Annotated in this window: 21 protein-coding genes; 5 read left to right on the top strand and 16 right to left on the bottom strand. The window is 67.7% G+C overall.

Features of this window, described 5'->3' with window-relative positions:
• The first annotated feature begins 2 nt into the window (after nt 1-2).
• Together GGQ62_RS00260 and GGQ62_RS00255 are read left to right on the top strand one after the other, a co-directional pair.
• Nucleotides 3-3,083, top strand: a complete 3,081-nt coding sequence (locus GGQ62_RS00260; protein ID WP_152579051.1) for an efflux RND transporter permease subunit — start codon at nt 3-5, stop codon at nt 3,081-3,083.
• Nucleotides 3,080-4,309, top strand: coding sequence for a TolC family protein (locus tag GGQ62_RS00255; protein ID WP_152579052.1), 1,230 nt, complete (start codon nt 3,080-3,082; stop codon nt 4,307-4,309). Before GGQ62_RS00260 ends, GGQ62_RS00255 begins: the two co-directional genes overlap by 4 nt.
• Before the next feature lie 21 nt (nt 4,310-4,330).
• Here the strand turns inward: GGQ62_RS00255 and def are convergent, their stop codons facing one another.
• The 11 genes from def to GGQ62_RS00200 form a co-directional block, all read right to left on the bottom strand.
• Nucleotides 4,331-4,897, bottom strand: a complete 567-nt coding sequence (gene def / locus GGQ62_RS00250; protein ID WP_152579053.1) for a peptide deformylase — start codon at nt 4,895-4,897, stop codon at nt 4,331-4,333.
• Nucleotides 4,898-4,939: 42 nt separating this feature from the next.
• Nucleotides 4,940-5,536, bottom strand: a complete 597-nt coding sequence (recR, locus tag GGQ62_RS00245; RefSeq protein ID WP_152579054.1) for a recombination mediator RecR — start codon at nt 5,534-5,536, stop codon at nt 4,940-4,942.
• A 45-nt stretch (nt 5,537-5,581) separates the two neighbouring features.
• On the bottom strand, nt 5,582-7,054 hold the full coding sequence (locus tag GGQ62_RS00240) for a Do family serine endopeptidase (protein WP_243446313.1): 1,473 nt from the start codon (nt 7,052-7,054) through the stop codon (nt 5,582-5,584).
• A 76-nt stretch (nt 7,055-7,130) separates the two neighbouring features.
• Nucleotides 7,131-7,430 (bottom strand): DUF952 domain-containing protein, encoded by a 300-nt coding sequence (locus GGQ62_RS00235; protein WP_152579056.1) that lies wholly within the window; start codon nt 7,428-7,430, stop codon nt 7,131-7,133.
• Nucleotides 7,427-8,305 carry a peptidylprolyl isomerase gene (locus GGQ62_RS00230; protein ID WP_152579057.1) on the bottom strand — a complete coding sequence of 293 codons (879 nt, stop codon included), beginning with the start codon at nt 8,303-8,305 and terminating at the stop codon, nt 7,427-7,429. Before GGQ62_RS00230 ends, GGQ62_RS00235 begins: the two co-directional genes overlap by 4 nt.
• A gap of 63 nt (nt 8,306-8,368) precedes the next feature.
• Nucleotides 8,369-8,737 (bottom strand): peptide-methionine (R)-S-oxide reductase MsrB, encoded by a 369-nt coding sequence (gene msrB / locus GGQ62_RS00225; protein WP_341533759.1) that lies wholly within the window; start codon nt 8,735-8,737, stop codon nt 8,369-8,371.
• A gap of 84 nt (nt 8,738-8,821) precedes the next feature.
• Nucleotides 8,822-9,304: a Holliday junction resolvase RuvX gene (gene ruvX / locus GGQ62_RS00220; RefSeq protein ID WP_152579059.1), complete on the bottom strand. Its 483-nt coding sequence runs from the start codon at nt 9,302-9,304 to the stop codon at nt 8,822-8,824.
• A 3-nt stretch (nt 9,305-9,307) separates the two neighbouring features.
• Nucleotides 9,308-10,465: a DUF3089 domain-containing protein gene (locus GGQ62_RS00215; RefSeq protein WP_152579060.1), complete on the bottom strand. Its 1,158-nt coding sequence runs from the start codon at nt 10,463-10,465 to the stop codon at nt 9,308-9,310.
• Nucleotides 10,466-10,495: 30 nt separating this feature from the next.
• The gene (gene metW / locus GGQ62_RS00210; RefSeq protein WP_152579061.1) at nt 10,496-11,089 is read right to left on the bottom strand and encodes a methionine biosynthesis protein MetW; all 594 of its coding nucleotides are present in this window, start codon (nt 11,087-11,089) and stop codon (nt 10,496-10,498) included.
• Nucleotides 11,086-12,222 carry a homoserine O-acetyltransferase MetX gene (metX, locus tag GGQ62_RS00205; protein WP_152579062.1) on the bottom strand — a complete coding sequence of 379 codons (1,137 nt, stop codon included), beginning with the start codon at nt 12,220-12,222 and terminating at the stop codon, nt 11,086-11,088. The genes metW and metX overlap by 4 nt, the downstream gene beginning before the upstream one ends.
• 225 nt (nt 12,223-12,447) lie before the next feature.
• Nucleotides 12,448-14,460, bottom strand: coding sequence for a M13 family metallopeptidase (locus tag GGQ62_RS00200; protein ID WP_152579063.1), 2,013 nt, complete (start codon nt 14,458-14,460; stop codon nt 12,448-12,450).
• Between the two features lie 134 nt (nt 14,461-14,594).
• Here GGQ62_RS00200 and hisC point away from each other — a divergent pair, with 134 nt between their 5' ends.
• The 3 genes from hisC (at nt 14,595) to GGQ62_RS00185 (ending at nt 18,079) form a co-directional block, all read left to right on the top strand.
• Nucleotides 14,595-15,707, top strand: a complete 1,113-nt coding sequence (gene hisC / locus GGQ62_RS00195) for a histidinol-phosphate transaminase (protein ID WP_152579106.1) — start codon at nt 14,595-14,597, stop codon at nt 15,705-15,707.
• Nucleotides 15,707-16,606, top strand: coding sequence for a prephenate/arogenate dehydrogenase family protein (locus GGQ62_RS00190; RefSeq protein ID WP_152579064.1), 900 nt, complete (start codon nt 15,707-15,709; stop codon nt 16,604-16,606). Before hisC ends, GGQ62_RS00190 begins: the two co-directional genes overlap by 1 nt.
• 168 nt (nt 16,607-16,774) lie before the next feature.
• Nucleotides 16,775-18,079 (top strand): dicarboxylate/amino acid:cation symporter, encoded by a 1,305-nt coding sequence (locus GGQ62_RS00185; protein WP_243446314.1) that lies wholly within the window; start codon nt 16,775-16,777, stop codon nt 18,077-18,079.
• Here the strand turns inward: GGQ62_RS00185 and GGQ62_RS00180 are convergent, their stop codons facing one another.
• From GGQ62_RS00180 to fabF, 5 genes are read right to left on the bottom strand one after another with little or no spacing between them, the layout of a single operon-like run.
• Nucleotides 18,080-19,048 (bottom strand): DUF2125 domain-containing protein, encoded by a 969-nt coding sequence (locus GGQ62_RS00180; RefSeq protein ID WP_152579065.1) that lies wholly within the window; start codon nt 19,046-19,048, stop codon nt 18,080-18,082. It abuts the gene before it with no gap.
• Nucleotides 19,049-19,792 (bottom strand): lysophospholipid acyltransferase family protein, encoded by a 744-nt coding sequence (locus GGQ62_RS00175; RefSeq protein ID WP_152579066.1) that lies wholly within the window; start codon nt 19,790-19,792, stop codon nt 19,049-19,051.
• Nucleotides 19,789-20,337 (bottom strand): YdcF family protein, encoded by a 549-nt coding sequence (locus GGQ62_RS00170; RefSeq protein WP_152579067.1) that lies wholly within the window; start codon nt 20,335-20,337, stop codon nt 19,789-19,791. The genes GGQ62_RS00175 and GGQ62_RS00170 overlap by 4 nt, the downstream gene beginning before the upstream one ends.
• A 53-nt stretch (nt 20,338-20,390) precedes the next feature.
• A complete protein-coding gene (mltG, locus tag GGQ62_RS00165) occupies nt 20,391-21,359 on the bottom strand; it encodes an endolytic transglycosylase MltG (RefSeq protein WP_152579068.1) in 969 nt (322 codons plus the stop codon).
• Nucleotides 21,360-21,366: 7 nt separating this feature from the next.
• The gene (fabF, locus tag GGQ62_RS00160) at nt 21,367-22,629 is read right to left on the bottom strand and encodes a beta-ketoacyl-ACP synthase II (RefSeq protein WP_152579069.1); all 1,263 of its coding nucleotides are present in this window, start codon (nt 22,627-22,629) and stop codon (nt 21,367-21,369) included.
• Between the last annotated feature and the right edge of the window lie 143 nt (nt 22,630-22,772).

The raw sequence follows: 22,772 nt of genomic DNA, 5'->3' as shown, positions 1-22,772 counted from the left end.
CCATGCTGCACCGTCTCGTCTCTGCCGCGCTTGGCGCGCGCCTGCTGGTCATCGGCATGGCGGTGCTCGTCGCCGGCCTCGGCTTCTGGGCCTTCGCCACCCTGCCAATCGATGCCTTTCCGGACATCGCCCCCACCCAGGTCAAGATCATCCTGAAGGCGCCGGGCATGACTCCGGAAGAGGTGGAAACCCGCGTCATCACCCCCATCGAAACCGAAATGCTCGGCATCCCGAACAAGGTCATGCTGCGCTCGGTCGCCAAATATGCCGTCGCCGACATCACCATCGATTTCAAGGACGGCACCGACATCTACTGGGCCCGCCAGCAGGCTGCCGAGCGCCTCGCCGGCGTGCGCGACCAGATGCCGGCGCTGGTCGAAGGCGGGCTCGCGCCCGTCTCCACGCCGCTGTCCGACGTGCTGATGTTCACCATCGAAGGCCCGCTCGATCTCGCTGCCAAGCGCACCCTGCTCGACTGGACGATCCGTCCGGCACTGCGCACCCTTGCCGGCGTCGCCGATGTCAACTCGCTCGGCGGCCATGCCGTCGCCTTCGATGTCCGCCCCGACCCCATCGCGTTGGCGTCGGCCGGGCTGACGGTCGCCGAGCTGCGCACCGCCATCATGGCCGGCAACCGCAACGATGGTGCCGGCCGTCTGGCCGAAGGCGAGGAAGCACTGATCGTCCGCGTCGTCGGCGCAGTGCAGACCGTCGACGATCTGAAGGCCCAGGTCGTCGCCACCCGCCCCGGCGGCGTCGTGCGACTGGGTGATGTCGCGCAGGTGTCGATGGGCAGCCTCACTCGCTATGGCGCCGTCACCCGGGACGGCAAGGGCGAGGCGGTCGAAGGCATCGTCATCTCCATGCGCGGCGCCGATGCCTCGAAGGTCGTCGCCGCGGTACGCACCAAGCTCGACGAACTCAAACCGGCGCTGCCCCCCGGCACGAGCATCACGATCTTCTACGACCGCGCCGACCTCATCGAACACGCCGTCGGCACGGTCGAACATGCGCTGCTCGAAGCGACGGTGCTCGTCGTCATCCTGCTGTTCATCTTCCTCGGCAACATCCGCGCCGCGCTGATCGTCGCCGTCACCTTGCCGATGGCGGCGCTGATCACCTTCATCCTGATGCGCGGCTTCGGCCTGACCGCCAATCTGATGAGCCTGGGCGGCCTCGCCATTGCCATCGGCATGCTGGTCGATGGCGCCGTCGTCGTCATCGAAAACGCCGTCGAACGCCTCAGCCATCCCGCCACCGCAGGCGAAAGCGCCGGCAGCCAGGTGCTGGAAGCCACCGGCGAAGTCATCGTCCCGGTGACCGCCGGCATCGTCATCATCGCGCTGGTGTTCATGCCGCTGCTGTCGCTGCAGGGGCTGGAAGGCAAGCTGTTCGCCCCCGTCGCCCTCACCATCGTCTTCGCGCTCGGCGCCTCGCTGCTGCTGGCGCTCACGCTGGTGCCGGTGCTCGCCGCCTTGGGGCTGAAGCGCGGGCACCACGGCGACCCGTGGATCATGCGCAAGCTTTCGCCGCTCTACGCCCGGCTGCTCGACGCCGCCTTCCGCAACCGCGCCATCGTCTATGGCGTCGCCGCCGCCTCGCTGGCGCTGGCCGTGGTCACCTATGGCGCCGTCGGCAAGACCTTCATGCCGGTGATGGACGAGGGCTCGATCATCATGCAGGCGACGAAGCTGCCGTCGATCGGGCTCGATCGCAGCCTCGCCGTCGATCTCGCCGTGCAGCGTGCCGTGCTGGCGCAAGTGCCCGAAGTCACCGGCTTCGTCTCGCGCACCGGGTCGGACGAGATCGGCCTCGATCCGATGGGGCTCAACGAAACCGATGGCTTCATGACGCTCAAGCCCCGCGCCGAATGGCGCCGGCCCGACAAGGCCTGGGTAACCGGCGAGATCCGCAAGGTGATGGCCGGCCTGCCCGGCGTCACGCCGTCATTCACCCAGCCGATCGAGATGCGCGTCGCCGAAATGCTCACCGGCAGCCGCGGCGACCTGGCGGTGAAGATCTTCGGTCCCGATCTCGCCACCGTCAACCGGCTGGCCGGCGACGTCGAAACGACGCTGCGCAACATCCCCGGTGCCACCGACGTGATGACGCTGGCCAACGACCGCGTCGCCTATCTGCAGCTCGACATCGACCGGCTGGCCGCCGGCCGCGCCGGCCTGTCGACCGATGCCTTTGAAGATGCGCTGCGCATGCAGGTCGAAGGCATGCGCGCCGGCGTTGTCGCGCAGCAGGGCCGCCGCGTCCCCATTCTCATTCGCGGCGACGACAGCGTTCGCAACGACGCCGCCGCCTTTGCCGACCTGCCGCTGCGCACCGCCGACGGGCAGATGGCGCGGATCAGCGACATCGCCCGCGTCACCCGCGTCGATGGCCCGGTCAAGATCGAGCATGAAAACGGCGCCCGCTTCGCGCTGGTCCAGGCGTTCGTTTCCGGCCGGGACCTCGTCGGCTATGTCGAGGATGCCCAGGCCGCCGTCGCCGCCAATGTCCCGCTGCCGCGCGGCTACAGCCTTGTCTGGGGCGGCCAGTTCGAAAACCAGCAGCGCGCCGCCGCCCGGCTCGGCATCGTCGTGCCGATCGCGCTGCTGCTCATCTTCGGCGTGCTGCTGATGACGCTGCGCTCGCTGCGTGCGGCGCTGCTCATCCTCGCCAACATTCCCTTCGCCATGGTCGGCGGCATCGTCGCGCTGTGGATCGCCGGTGCCTATCTGTCGGTGCCCGCCTCTGTCGGCTTCATTGCTTTGCTCGGCATCGCCGTCCTCAACGGCCTCGTCCTCGTTTCGCACTTCCGCGAGCTGCGCGTCGACGGACTGTCGCTCGACCAGGCCGTCCGCCAGGGCGCGGCGCGGCGGTTGCGGCCGGTGCTGATGACCGCCAGCATCACCGCCTTCGGGCTGGTGCCACTGCTGTTCGCCACCGGCCCCGGCAGCGAAATCCAGCAGCCGCTGGCCATCGTCGTCATCGGCGGCCTCATCACTTCGACGTTGCTGACGCTGGTGCTGCTGCCGCTGCTGTACGAACGCTATGGCGAACCGCGCACGCCCCGGGAGGTCGTCGCATGATCCGCATTGTTGCCGCCGCACTGCTCCTGCTGAGCACCGCTGCGATCGCCGCACCCGATACCGGCCCGCTGCCGATCGCACTCGTCGACGCGGCGCTCGACGATGCCCCCGTCGTGACCGAAGCCGCAGCCCGGTTGCAGGCGGCAAAGGCGCAGGCACGCGCGCTGGGCGTCGGCGCCCATGAATTCACGGTCACCGGAACCTATATCCGCCGCACCGTCGACCGCGAAGGCGGCTATGACGAGTTCGACACCACCCTCAGCCATGGCGTTCGGCTGCCCGGCAAGGCCGCGCTCGATCGCAAGGCCGGTGCACTTGGCGTGGAGGTCGCGCAGAACCTTCTCGAAGATGCCCGGCACCAGGCGGCGCTGCAGCTCGCAACGCTCTGGTACGACTGGCTGCTGGCCGAAGCCGATGCGCGCATCGACGCCGCGGCGACGCTGTCGTTCGGCGCCGCCCTCGCCGCAGTCGACCGCCAGGTGAGCTTGCGCGACGCGGCGCCGCTCGATGCCGATCAGGCGCGCGCTGCCCGCGACAACGCCCATGCGCTCGAAGTCGCGTCACGGGGCCGCGCCACTGCCGCCCGGGCCAGCCTGGCGGCGCAATTTCCGTCGCTGCCGCTGCCCGACGGCATCCCCGAGATCGCCGCACCGGCCTTGCCCGCCGAGGGCCTGGCACCGTGGCGCGACCTGGTGCTGGCCCGCAGCCATGAAATCCGCGCGGCCGAAATCGAGGCACTCCGCCTCGGAGTCGTCGCCGAACGGACGCGCCGAGACCGGTTTGCCGACCCTTCCATCGGCGTGCGCGCCTTCAGCGAGCGCAGCGGCGCCGAACAGGGCATCGGCGTCGTCGCGTCAATGCCGCTCGGCGGCAGCTACCGCCGCGCATTGGGCGATCAGGCCGTGGCAGAGCGGACAGCGGCCGAAGCCAAACTGGCCGCCACCCGCCGCGACATCCAGGCCACCGCCAACATGGACCTCGCCACCGCCAACGCCGGCATAACGGCGTGGCAAGCCGCGGCCGCCGCCGCCAGCAGCAACCGCAGCGCCCTCGAACGCCTGCGCAAAGGCCGCAAGCTCGGCGCCACCGACCTTGCCACCCTGCTCTACGCCGAACGCCAGTCGCTGGAGGCCAACCGCGCCGAGCTCACCGCCCGCGCCGCGGCGGTTCGCGCAATCCTCAAGCTAAGGATCGACGCCCATTTGATCTGGGCAAAGCCGGAATAGGCCGGCGGCGCGGCCGAAGGATTACGCGGCTTTGGCGCGGCGCAGCTTCTCGAGCTTTTTCAAAAGCATGTCGCGCTTCAGCTTCGACAGATGGTCGATGAACAAGATCCCATCGAGATGGTCCATTTCATGCTGCAGGCACGTTGCCAGCAGGCCGTCGATTTCCTGCTCATGGGCCTGGCCAGTCTCGTCGAGCCAGGTGGCACGGACACGCGCCGGGCGATCGACATCGCCATACAGCTCCGGAACCGACAGACAGCCTTCGTTATAGATCGTCATCTCGTCCGATTCCCAGACGATCACCGGATTGATGAAGACCTTTGGATCGCGAACATATTCGATCTTCTTGGCCTCGGCGTCGCTGGTCGGCTCGGGTGCGTCGGGATCCTTGGGTCGCTGCAGGTCGATGACGAGGATCCGCTCGGCAACGCCGACCTGGACTGCCGCGAGGCCGATGCCGGGCGCGTCGTACATCGTCTCGAACATGTCAGCGATCAGCGCGCGATGCGTGTCTGTTACGGTCTCGACCGGCTTGGAAATGACGCGCAACCGCGGATCGGGGGTTTCGATGATGTCGAGAATGGCCATGATGCCGAATTAGGGTCGGCGGACCCGAAAATCAAGAAACCCCTATTCGACCAGTCGCCGCGCCCGCAACGCCAGCGCCAACGTGCCCTCATCGAGATAGTCGAGCTCGCCGCCCACCGGCAGGCCATGCGCCAGCTGCATCACCCGCACCCCCAGCGGTGCCAGCTGCTCCGCCACATAATGCATCGTCGTCTGGCCCTCCAGGGTCGCGTTCATCGCCAAGACGACTTCGCCGATGCCGCCGTCGGCAACCCGGGCGACCAGCTGGGCGATCGCCAGATCCTCCGGCCGCACGCCATCGAGCGCCGACAGCCGCCCGCCGAGGACATGATAGCGTCCGCCGAACAGCCGCGCCCGGTCGAGCGCCCAAAGATCCGCCACTTCCTCCACGACGCACAGGCTTGCGGGGTCACGGCGCGGGTCGGTGCACACGGCGCAGGGGTCGGCGGTATCGATATTGCCGCAAATGCCGCACGTCACCAGGTCGCGCGCCACTGCCTGCAGCGCCGCGATCAGGGGCGCCAGCGCCGTCTCGCGCTTCTTGATAAGGTGCAACACCGCTCGCCGCGCCGACCGCGGCCCCAGCCCCGGAAGCCTGGCGAGCGCCTGGGTCAATGCATCAAGGGCGGGGGACGACATCCACGTGATATGGCGCCCTCCCGCCTGCGCCGCAATGGCCTGGCCTTATGGCCGGCAGGCGAGTCGCCCGTTCACCACGCCGCATTCTCTGCTGTTGCCGTCACGGCTCCACCGCACGACCACCGCGCCGCGCGACGCCTGCGCCGCGACATCCGCCACCGTCTTCACCGGCTGGCCACCAACGGCTTCGATGATGTCTCCCGGCCGGATGCCGATCTGTGCCGCCGGCGCATTGCCGACCATCTGCACGACCACCACCCCTTGTTCGGGCAGACCGGCGCCCAGTTCCTGGGCATAGGCGGGTGACAGATTGGCGACGGTCACGCCGGTCAGGATCGATTGGCCGGTGATCGGTGTCAGTTGGCGCGCCGGTGTTTCCGGCGGTGCCGCCACCGTCACCGACGCCCGCTGCTCCCGCCCTTCGCGCAGCAACACGACATCGAGCGACCGCCCGACGCCTTCGGTGGCGAGCGAATAGCGCAGCTGGCCGCCGTCGGCGACATCCTTGCCGTTGACGCTGCGCAGCACGTCGCCGATCCGGATTCCCGCCCGCGCCCCCGGGCTGCCCGGAACAACGCCGGTGACGAGCAGGCCGCCGGGGCGATCCATCCCCGCCAGCCGCGCGCTCTCGGCCGTCAGCGGCTCGCCTTCGACACCGATCCAGCCGCTGACCAGCTTGCCGCTCTGTGCCGCCGACAGGAACACCCGCACCATCCGCGATGGAATCGCAAAGCCGATGCCGTTCGACCCGCCGCCTTGCGAATAGATCGCCGTATTGATGCCGAGCAGCCGCCCCTGACCATCGAGCAGCGCGCCGCCCGAATTGCCCGGATTGATTGCAGCGTCGGTCTGGATGAAGAACTGCCAGTCCGAAATGCCGACGCCGGTGCGGGCGATGGCGGAAACAATGCCGGTCGTCACGGTCTGGCCGACGCCAAAGGGGTTGCCGATGGCAATCGTCACGTCGCCGACTTCGGCCTGGTTGCTGTCGCCCATGCGGATCACCGGCAGCGGCGTGCCCTTGGTGTCGACCTTGAGCAGCGCAAGATCGAGCCGCGCGTCCGAAAACACCAGCTTGGCCGGATATTCGCGGCGGTCTGACAACGCGACCAGGATCTGGTCGGCACCCTTGACGACATGATTGTTGGTGACGATCAGCCCGTCGGCGCCGACGATGACACCCGATCCCAACGACTGCTGGACCCGCGGCCGCGCCGGCGCCGAACCACCGAAGAACTGCTGCATGAACGCGTCCATGTTCGCCGATCGGCTGCGGTCCACCGTCGCCGTGTAGATGTTGACCACCGCCGGCGCCGCCGACTTGACGATCGGGGCGAACGAGAGCGTCACCTGCGCCTGGCCATCGGGGACGTTGCGCACCACCGGGGTCGTGTCCACGGGCGGCACACCGCCGGGAATGGCCTGGCCGGGCATCTGGCCCGATACGCCGACGGCGAGTCCGATGCCGGCGATCGCACCGATACCGAGACCGGCGGCGAGCTTGGTTCTTGAGCGCATCCTGGGACCCATGATTGTCAGTCCGCGTCCCTGTAACGATGGACGCTGAAGACAATATGAACGATTTTCCGTGCGCTCAGACCGGTTCGGCGTGCATCACCTCTGCCAGTCGCAACGGCCGATACAGATGCGGGAACAAGCTGCCGCCGCGCGCCGGTTCCCAACGCAGATCGGCCGCCAACACATCCGCATTGAAGGTCACCGCCATCACCCCGACTTCGCCCGCAAACCATTTCGCCGCCGTGCCGGCCACCTGCTCGGGGGGCGACATGTGGATATAGCCATCGCGAAGATCGTCGGCCGACCCTGCGAATTCGCCCGTTGCCTGCAACGTCGACCATTCATCGGCGCGCAACAGCTTGATCACCGGTGTCACTTCGCCACCCGCACCGGCACCCGGACATTGCACAGATCGACTGCGCCGGCCGGCCGGACGAAAAACCCGCTGCGGTTGGCGCGCGCCGTCTTGTAGGCCGCAAAGCTGTCGCTGCTCGTCTGCATCACCTCGAAGCGCGGCGCGTCCGGCATGGCGCTGGCCAGCCGCGCGCGGATCACCGGCGTCTGTTCGGCCGGCGTCGCATAAAAGCCGAGCGCCTCGGTGCCGCGCTTCAAGGCCGCGTGCGGTTCCAGCCCCGACACGACCCGCCCGACCAGGGCGATGTTGCGGTCGAGATGGCGCGGTGCATGGCCGATGACGGCATAGAGTTCCGAACCGTCGCCGCTGTCCGGCGGCATGTCGTGCCCGGCGCCGACCGTGCCGTAGCAATGCGCGAGCCAGGCCGTGCCGGCCTTGCGGTCCTGCGCAACTGGCCAGCCATCGGCAAAGCCGGCCTCGGCATAGGCGTCCGGGAAACCCAGCGGGGTGATCGCCAGCCCCTTCGCCGGTCGTTCGAATTCGGCCGGCAACGGTTGCGGCCGGGTTCGCTTGGGGCGATCGGCGGGCGGCTGGCCGACCGCCGATGCGCCGGGCGCCGGCTTTGCCGCCCATTGCACGACATAATTGTCCTGCACCCGGGTAATCGACCCGCCATCGAACCGCCCGGCCGCGACCAGCGCGCGCACGGCGGCGACATGCGCCGGCGCGAAGTCCGGGGCCAGTTCCATCGCCATGGTGCCGGCGGCGGTTTCGATGATCATGAGATTATCGGGCGCAATCGGCCGCCACGCCGCTGGCGGTGCGGCCGCGACAATGGCGTCGGGTTCAAGCGGCGGGGCGGCTGCAGCAAGCAGTGCGGCGAGAAGAAGGATCATGTCCCCACCATGCCTACTGGACTCCCTCCCTGCAAGCGAGGGGGCGGCAGGACGGCCGGGCGGCTATTCCTTCGCCTCGAACGTCAGCGCCAGGCCGTTGATGCAATGCCGCATCCCTGTCGGCCGCGGGCCATCGGGAAAGATATGGCCGAGATGGCCTTCGCACGTGGCGCAATGGACTTCGGTGCGGGTCATGCCGTGGCTGGTATCGACCGTCGTTGCGACCGCGCCCGGGACCGCGTCGTAAAAGCTCGGCCACCCGGAGCCGCTGTTGTATTTGGTGCCCGATTCATAGACGTGCGTGCCGCAGCCGGCACAAAAGAAGGCGCCGGCGCGCTTTTCATCGTTCAGCGGCGAGGTGAAGGGCCGCTCGGTGGCATGGTCGCGCAGCACCGCGCGCTGCTGCGGACTAAGGTCGCGTGTGTCGGACATGGTCTTCCTTCCCATTATCTTTGGTTGTCACCAAAATCGTATCGCGGCGCGGCTTTGCCAAGTCCTGTTCGACCGGCTGCGGCATCAATCCCCTGTGTCCGGCACCGGCAACCGCGTCAGCGCGTCGATCGCGCCCTGCAGGATGTACGCCGCCGCCAGCCGGTCGACGCGCTCCGCCCGCGTCCGCCGCGACAGGTCCTCGGCAATCATCGCCCGCTCGACGGCCTGGGTGCTCCAGCGCTCATCCCACAACAGCAGCGGCAGGCCCAGCGCATCGAGATTGCGTGCGAGCGCGCGCACCGACTGGGTGCGCGGGCTGTCGCTGCCGTCCATGCTCAGCGGCAGGCCGAGCACCAGGCCCTTGATGCGTTCGGCCGCGACAAAGCCGCGCAGCAGCGCCAGGTCGGCGGTAAACCGGGTCCGCGCGATCGTCGAATGCGGCGCGGCAAAGGCCCAGCCGGCATCGCATGTCGCCAGCCCGATGGTCTTGGTCCCGGCGTCGAGCCCCGCCAGACGGCCGCCGTCCGGCAGCACGGCCGCAAAGCCGGCAAGGTCCAACGTCGCCAGCGGTCAGGCCCGCGCCGACCGCTGTTTCGGTGGCTTCGGCGTCACCACCGGCTGCCCGAACCGGTCGAGCCGGCGTTCGACATCGGCGCGCAAATTGGCCCAGAACAGCGGGATATCATACACATGGTAGTTGTTGCCGGGCAGGACATAGGCGGTGAAATCGGCCGGCGGTTCACCGATATCGAGGATGCCGGTGGCGGTGCAGGCGGCGCCGACGGTCTTGGCCTGCAGCGTGCCACCGCTGAAATCGTCATTGGGGACCAGCGAACCGAAATTGCCCGCCGCCGGCATCGGCGTGCGGTCGCTCATGCCCGACAGGGGGTTGCTGCACAGCATCTCGGTGCCCAACCGCTTCGCCCCGGTCAGGCCGCTGCCACGGTCGAAACTGTCGCGGACTTCCTTGTAGTCGGCCGGCCGGGCAAAGCTTTGCCACGACAGGATGCAGCCGGTTTCGTCGGCGATCGTGCACGCCGGTAGCCCGAGCGCCGGCAGGTCCGCCGTTACCGAGATAGGCCAGCCCGGCGCATAGACGGCCACGATCCGCGCGGCGAGCGGCGTCCCGGCGATGCGCTCCTTCAACAGCCTGATCAGGTGCAACGATCCCTGGCTGTGGCCGGCCAGAATGATCGGCCGCGTCGCCGGCTGTGCCGCCACAAAGGCGTCGAAGGCCGCCAGCACATCGCCATAGGCCAGCGCCTGCGCCTGCGCCGCCGCATCCTGGTCGGTCAGGAACGCGCCGAATGTCGCCTGGCGGTAGCGCGGTGCCCAGATCGACCCTATGCCATTGAAAACGCTCGCCTGCGCCCGCAAGAACATGTCCATCCGCCGTGCCATTTCGGCGTCGTCGGCGCGGGCATTCCACCGTGACCGGTCGAACACACTGGTCGGCAGCACATAGAATACCGCCGCTGCCGGGAACGGCGCCACGGCATAATCCGCCGGTGTCCAGCGGGCTGCGTCGGTCTTCAGCCCCGGATGCGCCGCCCAGGCCGTCAGCCGGGCGTAATCGGGACGCGGCCCTGCCGCCTGTTCCGAAAATGCCGTCGTCGGCACCAGCGCCACCCGCAACAGCCGCGGCCCGAACAGGCTGTAGGCAAAGGCGGCGGCAATGACGATCATGACGATGATCGCAATCGCCCAAAGGAAGCGGCGGGCATACATACCCCTGTCCTACCCGCGCACGCGCCCGGGTTAAACCCCCCGCCCGAGGACGAACACCGCCTGTTCCGCCATCAGATTTGCAAGATTGCCGTTGCGCCGCCGCCCGCCGCTGAGGAAAGTCGCACTTTCGATGCGCAATCCCAGGTCGGTGACCAGTTCGCGAAAATCATCGATCGTGCACAGATGGATATTGGGCGTCTGGTGCCAGCTGACGGGCAACGTCGCCGTCACCGGCATCCGCCCGCCGAACACCACCGACGCGCGCACCCGCCAGTGGCCGAAATTGGGGAAGCTGACGATCCCGCGGCGGCCGATGCGCACCAGTTCACCCAGCACCGCCGCCGGCGCCCGCATCGCCTGCAGCGTGTCGGAAAGGATGACCATGTCGAACGCGCCATCGGGGTAATCGCCCAGGTCGGCATCGGCATCGCCCTGGACGACCGACAGGCCACGCGCCACCGCACTGGCGACGTTGCCAGCCAGCACGTCGATGCCGCGCGCATCGACGCCCTTGCGGTCGCGTAGATATGCCAGCAAGGCGCCGTCGCCGCAGCCGACATCGAGCACCCGCGCGCCCGGCGGCACCGCGTCGGCAACCGCCGCCAGGTCGGGCCGCAGGCTCATTGTTCCCCCGCGCGCAGGAACCCGTCCACTACCCGCACCATCTCGGGCGCGTCGAGCAGGAACGCATCATGGCCGAAAGGACTTTCCAGCTCGACAAAGCTCACCGCTGCGCCGGCGGCATTCAGCGCGCGGACGATCCGCCGCGCTTCCGCTGTCGGGTACAGCCAGTCGCTGGTGAAGCTGACCACGGCAAAACGTGTCTTCGTGCCGGCAAAGGCCTTGGCCAGCACCCCGTCGTGCGGCGCCGCCAGGTCGAAATAATCGAGCGCCCGGGTAATATAGAGATAGGAATTGGCGTCGAAGCGTTCGACGAACGCCAGACCCTGGTGCCGCAGATAGGATTCGACCTGGAATTCGGCATCGAAGCCGAAGCCCAGCACGGTTCGGTCCTGCAAGCGGCGGCCGAATTTCGCGGTCAGCCCGGCTTCCGACAGATAGGTGATGTGCGCCGCCATTCGCGCCACCGCGAGGCCCGCCGCCGGCGGCGCATTGTCGGCGTAATTGCCGCCCTGCCACATCGGATCGGCCATGATCGCCTGGCGCCCGACCTCGTGAAAGGCGATGTTCTGCGCCGAATGTCGCGCCGCCGTGGCAATCGCCACCACCGATCGCACCCGGTCGGGATGCGCCACGGCCCAATCGAGCGCCTGCATCCCCCCCATCGACCCCCCGACCACCGCCGCCAGCCGGCCCACGCCCAGATGGTCGAGCAGGCGCGCCTGGGCGTTGACCATGTCGCGAATGGTGATCATCGGAAACGCCATCGAAAAGCGCTTGCCGGTTGCCGGGTCGAGGCTCGCCGGTCCGGTCGATCCGCTGCAACCGCCGAGCACATTGGAACAGACGATGAAATGTCGCGCCGGGTCGATGGCCTTGCCGGGCCCGACCAGCCGCGGCCACCATCCCGGCTTGCCGGTGCGCGGGTTGGCGCCGGCGACATGCTGGTCGCCGGTCAGCGCATGGCAGACCAATATGGCGTTCGACGCGTCGGCGTTGAGCGTCCCATAGGTTTCATAGGCAATGTCGATTCCGGGCAGCGCCTGGCCGCTGGCCAGGGCGAACCGCCCCGGCAGCGTCACCCGCCGGTCATGGCCGAAGCGTCCATCGGTTGTTACGGTTTGCGTCGCAGCCATGGTGGCGCGTTAAGGCTTCGGACCGCGCTTGTCACGCCGGTTGCGGCCGCAACCCCTGCCAGCGCGCCACCGGCGCGATCCGCCGCAGCACCGGCGACGACCCTGCCAGCACCGCCAGCCCCAGCGCCGTCAGCACGCCGATCGCCTGGTTGATCCGCCCGACCAGCGCGCCTTCGTGCGAGGCGATGCCCAGGCCGGCCAGCGGGTAACCGCGAACCCCTGCCGTTACCAGATATGCACACGGTCCTTCGGCGCCAGATACAGCTTGTCACCGGGCTTGACGCCAAAGGCATCGTACCAGGCGTCCATGTTGCGCACCGTGTCGGCACGCTCGACATTGGGCGAATGCGGGTCGGATGTCAGCTGCGATAGCAGCGCCGCATCGCGGACCTTGCCGCGCCAGGCCTGGGCATAGCCCAGGAAGAAACGCTGTTCCCCGGTCATCCCGTCGATCACCGGCGCGGGCTTGCCGTCCAGCGACCGCAGCCAGGCATCATGGGCGATCTGCAACCCGGCGATATCGGCGATATTCTCGCCCAGGGTCAGTTCGCCGTTGATGTGGCTGCCCTTCAACGGCTCATAGGCGTTATACTGTGCCACCAGCCGCTTGGCGCGTTCGGTGAACGCCTTGTTGTCGGCAGCCGTCCACCAGTCGCGGAGCGCACCCTTGGCGTCATATTGCCGACCCTGGTCGTCGAAACCATGGCTGATTTCATGCCCGATCACCGCGCCGATCCCGCCATAATTGACCGCCGGATCGGCTTGCGGATCGAAGAACGGCGGCTGCAGGATCGCAGCCGGAAACACCACTTCGTTCATCGGCGGATTGTAATAGGCGTTGACCACCGTCGGCGCCATGAACCATTCGCTGCGATCGAGCGGCCCGCCCAGCTTGGCGAGGTCGCGGTCGTAATCAAAGGCATTGGCGCGATCGGCATTGCCCACCGCGTCGCCGGAAACCACCTTCAGCGCCGAATAGTCGCGCCATTTGTCGGGGTAGCCGATCTTGGGATTGAAGGTCGCCAGCTTGGCCCGCGCCTCCTGCTTCGTCGCCGGGGACATCCATTCGGCCTTGTCGATCCGCGCCCCCATCGCCGCCAGCAGGTTCTTGACCAGCGCATCGATCTTGGTTTTGGCATCGGCGTTGAAATATTTGTCGACGTACAGCTTGCCGACGGCTTCGCCCATATAGGCGTTGACCTGCGTTACCCCGCGCTTCCAGCGCGGCTGGTTTTCGGGCTGGCCGGCCAGCACGGTGCCGTTGAAAGCAAAATTCTCGTCGACAAAAGCCTTGGGCAGCACGGCCGCCCGCGCCTTCAGCACGCGCAGCGCCAGATAGTCCTTCCACACCGCCAGCGGCTGGTCGCCGACCAGCTTCGCCATGCCGGCAAAGGCGCTCGGCTGTGCGACGTCCAGCCGGGTTTCGCCGCCGATGCCCGCCGCCGCCAGGAAGGCCGGCCAGTCCAGCCCCGGCGCTTCGGCGGCCAGCGTCTTGGGATCACGCAGATTATAGGTCTTGACCGGGTCACGGTTCTGCACCCGCGTCCACTGGACTTCGGCCAGGGCCTTTTCGAGCGCGAAGACCGCTTCCGCCCGGGCCCTTGCATTGTCGAACCCCGCCAGGGTGAACATCCGGGTGATATGGTCGACATATTTCGCCCGGACTTCGACGAATTTGGGATTGTCTTGCAGGAAATAGTCACGGTCGGGCAGGCCGAGGCCGCTCTGGCCCATGCCCGCCATATAGCGTTCGGGGTTCTTGGGGTCCTGCTCGACGCCGACGCCGAATGGCCCTGGGATCTTCAACCGTTGCGCCGCGCCCAGCGCCGTCGCCAGTTCGGCCGGCGTCGATATCGCCGCAATCCGGTCGAGCGCCGGCTTGATGGCCGCCAGCCCCTTCGCCTCGATCGCCGGCTCGTCCATGAAAGTGGCGTAATAGGTGCCGACCCGGGCCGCATCGGCCGATGTGCCGGGGTTGGCGGCGGCCGCTTCGATGATCTCGCGGGTCCGCTGGCGCGACAGGTCATCGAGCACATAGGCGACGCCATAGCCCGACCGGTCGGCGGGGATGGGCGTCGTCCTGTCCCAATTGCCATTGGCATAGGCAAAGAAGTCATCGCCGGGCTTGACCGCCCGGTCCATGCCCTTGGTATCGAAACCATAGCTGCCATATTGCGGCGCCGCCGAAACCGGGCCGGCCAGGACAAGGGCAGTCGCACAAAGCAGCAAGGCGCGCATAAGCAAAGGGACCTTCAAAAGGGGTTCATGCGGCGTCTTCATAATCGCCCGGATCGGCCTTGTCATGCCGGTGACGCCCCGCGGCGACCCTGCCCTTTCCCTCCCCCGCCATCTCGCCTAAACCGCGCCGCATGATGACCCGCCCCGCGCCCCGCATGAAATCCTATGTCGCCGACCTCCACGCCTATGTTCCCGGCAAGGCCGGGCTGGGCGGACGTCCCGTCGTCGCCAAGCTGTCGTCGAACGAGAACCCCTTCGGTCCCTCCCCCCAGGCCATCGCCGCGATGACCGCCGTGCTGGAGAACAGCAACCGCTACCCCGATCCAGCCTCGACCGCGCTGCGGGAAGCTCTTGGTGCCGCCCATGGCATCGAGGCCGATCGCGTCATCTGCGGCACCGGCTCCGACGAGCTCCTGCACCTTGTCGCGGGGGCCTTTGCCGGTGTCGGCGATGAAGTCCTCTATGTCCGCCATGGCTTTGCCGTTTACGACATCGCTGCCCGCCGTGTCGGCGCCACGCCGGTGGTGGCGCCCGACGACGATTATGCCTGCAACGTCGATACGCTGCTCGCCGCGGTCACGCCGCGCACGCGCGTCGTCTTCCTTGCCAACCCCAACAACCCCACCGGCACGCTGATTCCCGCGTCCGAAGTCCGCCGCCTTCACGCCGGCCTGCCCGCCGACTGCGTCTTCGCGCTCGACGCCGCCTATGCCGAGTTCGCCGAAGGCGAATATGAAGACGGCCTCGCCCTTGCCCGCGCCCATGCCAATGTCATCGCGCTGCGGACCTTTTCGAAGATTTATGGCCTCGCTGCCCAGCGTGTCGGCTGGGCCTATGCCCAGCCCGGCATCATCGATGCGATGCAGCGCATCCGCGCGCCCTTCAATGTCCCCACCACTGGCCAGGTCGGCGCCATCGCCGCGCTCGCCGATACCGGCTGGGTGGAGCGCGCGCGCGCCCATACCATTCAGTGGCGCCAATGGCTGGCGGGTGAGGTGACGGCACTGGGCAATGCCGGGCTGCGCGCCATCCCGTCCGCCGCCAACTTCGTCCTGGTCGAATTTCCCGAACACGGCCCCGTCACCGCCGCCGCCGCCAATGCCGCGCTGCTGGAAGATGGGATCATCACCCGCTACCTCGCCGTCCAGGACATGCCGCGCTGCATCCGCATCTCGGTGGGAACGGAAGACGAAACCCGCGCTGCCGCCGCCGCGCTGCGCCGCTTCGTCGAAACCGCGACGGCCTGATGCTGCCTTTCGCCCGCGTCGCCATCATCGGCATGGGCCTGATCGGCTCATCGCTGGCGCGCGCCATTCGCGAGACCATGCCGACGGTGCGCTTGACGGTATCGGACGGTGACCCGGCCGTGCGCGCGCGCGTTGTCGCGCTCGATCTTGCCGACGACGTCACCGAAAATGCCGGCGCCGCCGTTGTTGACGCCGAACTTGTCGTCCTTGCCGTGCCGGTCGGCGCCATGGCCGCAATTGCTGCCGAAATCGCCGGCGAACTGGCACCCGGCGCCATTGTCAGCGACGTCGGCTCGGTCAAGGCACGCGTGCTGGCGGACCTCGGCGCGGCCCTGCCCGGCGTCGAGATCGTCCCCGGCCACCCCGTTGCCGGCACCGAAAAATCCGGCCCCGATGCCGGTTTTGCCAGCCTGTTCCAGGACCGCTGGTGCATCCTCACTCCCGCCGTCGCCGGCCCCGCCAGCGACCGCGTCGCTGCCTTCTGGACCCGCCTCGGTGCCCGGGTCGAGCTGATGGATGCCGCCCATCACGACCGTGTGCTGGCCGTGACGAGCCATCTGCCCCATCTCATCGCCTATTCCATCGTCGGGACAGCCAGCGACCTGGAAAGCGTCACCCGCAGCGAAGTGATCAAATATTCCGCCGGCGGTTTTCGGGATTTCACGCGGATCGCCGCCAGCGATCCGGTGATGTGGCGTGACGTCTTCCTCAACAACAAGGACGCGGTGCTAGAAACCCTCGGCCGCTTCACCGAAGATCTGGTGGCCTTGCAGCGCGCGATCCGCTGGGGCGAAGGCGACACGCTGGAAGCATTGTTTACCCGCACCCGCGCGATCCGCCGCAGCATCATCGACGAAGGTCAGGACACCGAGGAACCGGACTTCGGCCGCAAACACTGACCACCCGCTGACCTGTCGGAAGACTTGGGCGGAACTTCTCACCTGGCACTCGGTTTACCAGAATATCAGGTATTCCGGGCTCAAAACGATGATCAACTGCCAGACTGTCGATGCCTGGTCTGTGGATCACTGCGCCGACATCACCGCCGACGACGTCGGAGCTCCGGCATGATGGCAGCGCCCGTACCGGACAAGCCGCCTGCGACCCGCAGCGCGTTGCGCCAGCCGCCGGTGCGCATCCTTGGCGGGCTGATCATCGGCCTTGTTGCCGGCGCGCTCGCCGCCGGGTCCCCTGCCGAGGCGCCGCTTGCTGCAACCGCCACGCCGATTGGCAAATTGTGGCTCGATGCGCTGACCATGACGGTCGTTCCGCTGGTCACGGCACTTCTCGTCACCGGCGTTTTCGATGCCGGCAACCAGGGCGGCAACGCCATCGCGCGGCGGGCGCTTGGCTGGTTTGTCGGGCTGTTGGTCGCGGCATCGCTGCTGGGCGGTATCGTGACCTTGGGGTTTCTCGACCTGTGGCCACTGCCCGAGGCCGCAGCGCGGCTCATCGATGCTGCGGGCCCGGCGCCGGTGCTGCCATCAGGAAGCTGGGTCGAATCGATCATTCCGACCAACATCGTCCGCGCTGCCGCCGATACGGCGATGGTGCCGCTGGTCATCTTCGCAGTGCTGTTCGGCTTTGCCCTGACGCGGATCGATCGCGACTCGGCCGAGGCGACGGCGCGGCTGTTTCGCGGCATTGCAGCAGCGATGCTCGTCATCATCGGCTGGGTTCTCTGGGTTGCGCCGCTCGGCGTGCTTGCCCTGGCCTTCATTGTCGGGACAAAGCTCGGCGCCGGTGCTGCCGGGGTGCTGGCGCATTATGTTGCGGTCATCGTTGGCGTCTGCCTGGCAACGGCGGCGATGGCGCATCTTCTCGGCGCCCTCGCCGGGCGCGTCGGGATCATGGGCTTTGCGCGCGCAGCCGTCCCGGCACAGGCGATCGCGATGTCGACGCAATCGTCGCTTGCCTCGTTACCGGCCATGGTCGCCGCCGCACAGCCGTTGGCGGTCAGTGCGGCCAATGCCGGCATCGTGCTGCCGCTGGCGGTCGCCATGTTCCGTGCGGCCAGCGCTGCTGCGAACATGGGCGTCGCGATCTATCTTGCCGATCTTCACGGCGTCGCCGTCACGCCGGCAACATTCGTCATCGGCGCCCTTGTCGCCGCCGCTGTCAGTCTTGGCGCCGTCGGGCTGCCGGCACAGGTCTCGTTCTTCGCCGTCATTGCGCCGGTGTGCGTCGCCATGGGCGTGCCGACCGTGCTGCTGCCGTTGCTGCTCGCCATCGAGACCATCCCCGACATCTTCCGCACCCTCGGCAATGTCACCGCCGACCTGGCGGTCATGCGCCTGGCCGGGCGGACGACTGGCGCGCCGATGGAGGATCCGCTGCCGCATTCAGGGCCACGGGCGGAACCTGTGCCCTGATCAGCCGCCTGGACCCCGGATAACCGGGCAGGCCGGGTCCTGCCCGCGCCGCGCCCTTCCCGCCAGGTCGGTCGGCACACCGCTTAACCGGATCGACCCTGCCAGGCCATCGAAGGCCACCCGCACCGGCGCCCGCAGCCGCATTTCTGCCACTGCGGAACGCCCTTCGAACGCTGCAATCACGTTCGCCGGGCAAACGGTTTCGACCGTTCCGGCAAACCGCAACGCTGTCCGCCCAACGGGCACCAGGGTCGCTGCGACCTTGGCGACGTCACCATGCGCATCGGCCAGGGTCAGTGACGTCACTTCGATCGTGCCATCCTGCGCCCAGCGGTTGAAATCGGTCAGGCGGCCAGCACCATTCGCCGTCATGTCGGCTGCGAAGGTCAGCGCGTCGCCGCCATCGAACCGCAGCCGCTGCCCCTTCGCCACCAACTGGCCGCGCGCCGGCAATGTCGCCGAATCGCTGCTGTCGGACGCCGGGATCCGTTCGCGCATATGAAGTTCCAGCACATCGGCCATCACCGCAACCGGGGCAAAGCCCAGCCGCGCCTTCGCCGCCTCCACCACTGCCGACAGCCGCGCCAGCCGGCCTTCATCGATCTTGACACTGACAAGCGCCGACTTCCCCGTCAGGCTGGCGCCGAAGCCCGGCCCGACGATGGCCGAAACCTTGGCATAATCCGCCCGAATGACCGTCAGCTCCGGCGCCCAGGGCCCGCGGTTGACAATCGCCCGGTCGGCACCTGCGACGATCTTCACGCCGTCCCCGGCTGTCCAGGTCGGCGATACCAACGCTGTTTCCAGCCGATAGGGGAATCCCGTCACGGCCACCGCGCCGGCCGCTGGCACCTCGCCCTCGACCATCGCTTCGAAATCGCGCGCCCAGCCGCTCCACAACAACCAGTAAAGCCCGATCGCCAGCGCCAGCGGCACCAGGGTCAGCCACAACGGCACACGGCGCAACATTCAGCGGACAACCTTTGCGATGGGACGATCCGGGTGCTGCAACGCGTTGATCGCGGCATGGACCTGCGTCTCGATGACGTCGCGCGGCAGCCCCGGCGCAATCGCATCGCCGACGCGCAGCGTCACCACCCCTGGATATTTGATGAAGTTCCGGGGCCAGGCCGTGCCCGAATCGAGCGCGATCGGCACCACCGGCAGCTTGAGCATCTTGTACAGGCCGGCAAAGCCCGCAGCCAGCGCCGGAGCCTGGCCCACCGCCACCCGCGTGCCTTCGGGAAAGATCACCACCGGCCGCCCTGCCGAAACCGCGCCTTGTGCCGCCTTCATCATCGCCCGCAGCATCGTCGCCGACCCGCCGCGATCGACCCAGATCGACCCATGCCGCGCCGACGCCGCGCCCCACACCGGGATCGCCCGCAATTCCGCCTTCATCACCACCGCCGGCCGGTCGAACAGCCACAAGGTCATGATCGCTTCATAAGCCGATTCATGCTTGATCGCGAACAGGTGCGGCCCCTGCGGGATCGTGCCTTCGACACGCAGCCGGATGCCGCCAAGCCAGCGCGCGCACCAATAGAACCACCCCGCCCACAGCTTTGGACCAAGGAACAGCAGCTGCCGTGGAAACAGCCAGCCGGTCAGCAGCACCAACGGCACGATGACCAACGACCCCAGATAGAACGCCAGCGTGAACAGCACCGACCGCACCAGGGCGACAAGCGTGGCAAGGGGTGACCTGGTCATTCCGCACCCAGCGTCAGTGCCACCCGGCGCAGCAGATATTTGCTGTATTCGGCAGCAATACTCGGCGCCTTGGGTTCGACGGGAACAGCGTCGGAAACGACCAGCACCGCCGGCGGCAACACCCGCGACAGTTCCAGCCGCGCGCGTCGCATATGCCCCGCCGACGTCACCAGCCGAATCGTGGAGAACTGGTGTTGCGCGACCCAGCGCGCGGTTTCCTCGGCGTTTGAACGCGTATCGATGGCCTCATAGCCAAGGTCGGTCGTGGAAAAGCGCGACTGGGGGCTGTCGGCCGCGGCGGCAAGCTGCTTGCGGGTCGTGCGACGATCCACGCCCGAAACCAGCATCCGTTTGGCGCTTCCCGCCTCCAGCACCGCCAGCCCCCGCGCCAGCCGCCCGGCACCACCGGTCAGCACGACGACGGCGTCGGTCTTGACGGCCAGCGGCGCAGGGTCGGGCAACGTCAGGCTGAACCACAGGAAACCACCTAGCCAGCCCAGGGCCAGAACCGCGACCAGCCGCAGCAGGACGCCGGCGAGCGTCATCCGGCCGCGCGGCTTGCGCGCTTGTGCCCGCCCTTGTGTCCGCGCCGGCGCCCTCACATCTCGCCGCGCTGGCGACGCAGCGCGTACCATTTGGCGACATTGGCATTGTGTTCGCCAAGGGAATTGGCGAACACATGGCCGCCGCTACCATCCGCGACGAAATAGAGCGCGTCGGTCGGCGCCGGGTCGAGCACCGCGGCGATGCTGGCGCGCCCGGGATTGGCGATCGGCCCCTTCGGAAGACCGGGCTTGAGATAGGTGTTGTAGCCGGTATCCGCTGCCAGTTCCGACCGCCGGATGCGCCGCCCCAGCGGCTTGCCCTTGGTAATCGGATAAATCACCGTCGGATCGGCGTCGAGCTTCATCCCCTGCGCCAATCGGTTGCCGTAAACGCCCGCCACGGTCCGCCGCTCGGCGGGCTTGCCGGTCTCCTTTTCCACGATGGACGCCAGCGTCACCGCCGCTTCCGGCGTTGTCACGACCGCCCGTTCCGAACGCGCCGGCCACAGTTCCGCAACGGTTTTCGTCATCGCCGCCTGCATGCGGGCCAGCACCGCGGCGCGCGGTTCGCCGGGCGTGAATTCATAGGTCTCGGGCAGCACGGATCCTTCGGCAGGTATGGCCACCGCTCCGGTCAACCGCGGCTCGGCCCGCAGCCGCTCGGCAACCAGTACCGAGGGCATGCCTTCGGGAATGGTCAACGACACCCGTTCGATCCGTCCTTCCTGCATGATCCGCAGATAATGCCGCCAGCTGTCTCCGGGAATCAGCCGATAGGTCCCTGCCTGCACCGGGTCAGGCCCCCCAAGCACACGCGCCAGCAGCCGGAACTGCCGCGGCGAATCGACCAGTCCGGCACGCTCCAGATCGTCGCTGACCGCGGCCAGCGACGACCCCTTGTCGATGGTGATCGTCACCGGCGCACCCCGCGGGCTGCCGATCCCGAACCAGGGCGCCACCAGCAGAGGCAGGCCGATGACCAGCAGCAATGCCACAAAGGCGAAGAAGGCTCGCCGCGCCATGGCCGGATCAGACTCCGCGCATCACCAGCGTCGCGTTCGTGCCGCCGAACCCGAAGCTGTTGTTGAGCACGGCGCGGATCGGACGCGGCTTGGCGACATGCGGCACCAGATCGACCCCGGCGCAGGCTTCGGAAGGATTGTCGAGGTTCAGCGTGGGTGGCGCCACCTGGTCACGCAGCGCCAGCAGGCAGAAGATCGCCTCCACGGCCCCGGCACCGCCAAGCAAATGGCCGATCGCCGACTTGGTCGACGACATCGACACGCCCTCGATCGCCGGCCCGAACAGGCGTCGCACCGCACCCAGTTCGAGCTCGTCGCCCATCGGCGTCGAAGTGCCATGGGCGTTGATGTAATCGATGTCCGCCGGCGCCAGCCCCGCCTTGCGCAACGCCATTTCCATCGATCGGAAGGCGCCCGAGCCTTCAGGGTGAGGCGCCGTGACATGATAGGCGTCGCCGGTCAGGCCATAGCCGATCACTTCGCCATAGATTTTCGCACCGCGTGCCTTGGCCCGTTCATATTCCTCCAGCACGACAACGCCGGCGCCTTCGCCCATGACAAAGCCGTCGCGGTCGCGGTCATACGGCCGGCTGCCGCGCTCGGGCGTGTCGTTGAAATGGGTGGATAGCGCCTTGGCCTGCGAGAAGCCGGCAATGCCGAGCGGGCAGATCGCCCCCTCCGCACCGCCCGCGAGCATCACATCGGCATCGTCGAGAGCGATCATGCGCGCCGCGTCGCCGATCGCATGGGCACCGGTCGAACACGCTGTAACCACCGCGTGATTGGGACCCATCAGGCCGTATTTGATCGAAACCTGGCCCGAAATCAGGTTGATCAGCCGGCCATGGACGAAGTGCGGACTAACCCGGCGCGGACCCTTGGTGTGAAGGACGATCGATTCCGATTCGATCCCCGGCAGGCCGCCGATGCCCGAACCGATCGAACAGCCTGCGCGAAAGCGCTGTTCCTCGGTCATGTCGGTGAGCCCGGCGTCTTCGAGCGCCTGGCCCGCTGCATCAATGCCATAGACGATGAACGGATCGACCTGGCGCTGCACCTTGTAGTCGACGCGCGTGTCGGCGTTGAATGTCACGCCCGACCCGTCACCGCGCACGACCTCGCAGGCGATCTGGCAGGCATAATCCGTCGGGTCGAAGCGCGTGATGCGCTGCGCGCCGGACCGCGACGCCAGAATATTCGCCCAGACCGTTTCCACATGCGATCCCAGGGGCGTCACCATCCCCACGCCCGTCACAACCACCCGCCGCATGCGCCGTCATCCTTCCCAACCGGGCCACGCCTGGCCACTTTATATCTCTGCCTATACGCGAAACGGCCCTTCGCAAAAACGCGAAAGGCCGCTCCAGGTCGTCCATTCTGACACCCGGCCGCAGCCGGTCACTTGGTGCCGCC

The organism is Polymorphobacter fuscus, assembly GCF_011927825.1.
GTDB lineage: Bacteria > Pseudomonadota > Alphaproteobacteria > Sphingomonadales > Sphingomonadaceae > Sandarakinorhabdus > Sandarakinorhabdus fusca.
Note: the sequence above shows the minus strand (reverse complement) of the source record. Positions and strands in the feature narration are given on the sequence as shown.

What these genes read in the sequence shown, in the direction of transcription:
- hisC (WP_152579106.1), top strand. Translation starts at nt 14,595, where the DNA reads ATGACCCGCCCCGCGCCCCGCATGAAATCCTATGTCGCCGACCTCCAC.
- def (WP_152579053.1), bottom strand. Translation starts at nt 4,897, where the DNA reads ATGGCCATTCTCGACATCATCGAAACCCCCGATCCGCGGTTGCGCGTC.
- GGQ62_RS00185 (WP_243446314.1), top strand. Translation starts at nt 16,775, where the DNA reads ATGATGGCAGCGCCCGTACCGGACAAGCCGCCTGCGACCCGCAGCGCG.
- GGQ62_RS00230 (WP_152579057.1), bottom strand. Translation starts at nt 8,305, where the DNA reads ATGATCCTTCTTCTCGCCGCACTGCTTGCTGCAGCCGCCCCGCCGCTT.
- GGQ62_RS00175 (WP_152579066.1), bottom strand. Translation starts at nt 19,792, where the DNA reads ATGACCAGGTCACCCCTTGCCACGCTTGTCGCCCTGGTGCGGTCGGTG.
- GGQ62_RS00200 (WP_152579063.1), bottom strand. Translation starts at nt 14,460, where the DNA reads ATGCGCGCCTTGCTGCTTTGTGCGACTGCCCTTGTCCTGGCCGGCCCG.
- GGQ62_RS00240 (WP_243446313.1), bottom strand. Translation starts at nt 7,054, where the DNA reads ATGCGCTCAAGAACCAAGCTCGCCGCCGGTCTCGGTATCGGTGCGATC.
- mltG (WP_152579068.1), bottom strand. Translation starts at nt 21,359, where the DNA reads ATGGCGCGGCGAGCCTTCTTCGCCTTTGTGGCATTGCTGCTGGTCATC.
- GGQ62_RS00180 (WP_152579065.1), bottom strand. Translation starts at nt 19,048, where the DNA reads ATGTTGCGCCGTGTGCCGTTGTGGCTGACCCTGGTGCCGCTGGCGCTG.
- GGQ62_RS00170 (WP_152579067.1), bottom strand. Translation starts at nt 20,337, where the DNA reads ATGACGCTCGCCGGCGTCCTGCTGCGGCTGGTCGCGGTTCTGGCCCTG.
- GGQ62_RS00260 (WP_152579051.1), top strand. Translation starts at nt 3, where the DNA reads ATGCTGCACCGTCTCGTCTCTGCCGCGCTTGGCGCGCGCCTGCTGGTC.
- metX (WP_152579062.1), bottom strand. Translation starts at nt 12,222, where the DNA reads ATGGCTGCGACGCAAACCGTAACAACCGATGGACGCTTCGGCCATGAC.
- GGQ62_RS00255 (WP_152579052.1), top strand. Translation starts at nt 3,080, where the DNA reads ATGATCCGCATTGTTGCCGCCGCACTGCTCCTGCTGAGCACCGCTGCG.
- msrB (WP_341533759.1), bottom strand. Translation starts at nt 8,737, where the DNA reads ATGTCCGACACACGCGACCTTAGTCCGCAGCAGCGCGCGGTGCTGCGC.
- GGQ62_RS00190 (WP_152579064.1), top strand. Translation starts at nt 15,707, where the DNA reads ATGCTGCCTTTCGCCCGCGTCGCCATCATCGGCATGGGCCTGATCGGC.
- recR (WP_152579054.1), bottom strand. Translation starts at nt 5,536, where the DNA reads ATGTCGTCCCCCGCCCTTGATGCATTGACCCAGGCGCTCGCCAGGCTT.
- fabF (WP_152579069.1), bottom strand. Translation starts at nt 22,629, where the DNA reads ATGCGGCGGGTGGTTGTGACGGGCGTGGGGATGGTGACGCCCCTGGGA.
- GGQ62_RS00215 (WP_152579060.1), bottom strand. Translation starts at nt 10,465, where the DNA reads ATGTATGCCCGCCGCTTCCTTTGGGCGATTGCGATCATCGTCATGATC.
- metW (WP_152579061.1), bottom strand. Translation starts at nt 11,089, where the DNA reads ATGAGCCTGCGGCCCGACCTGGCGGCGGTTGCCGACGCGGTGCCGCCG.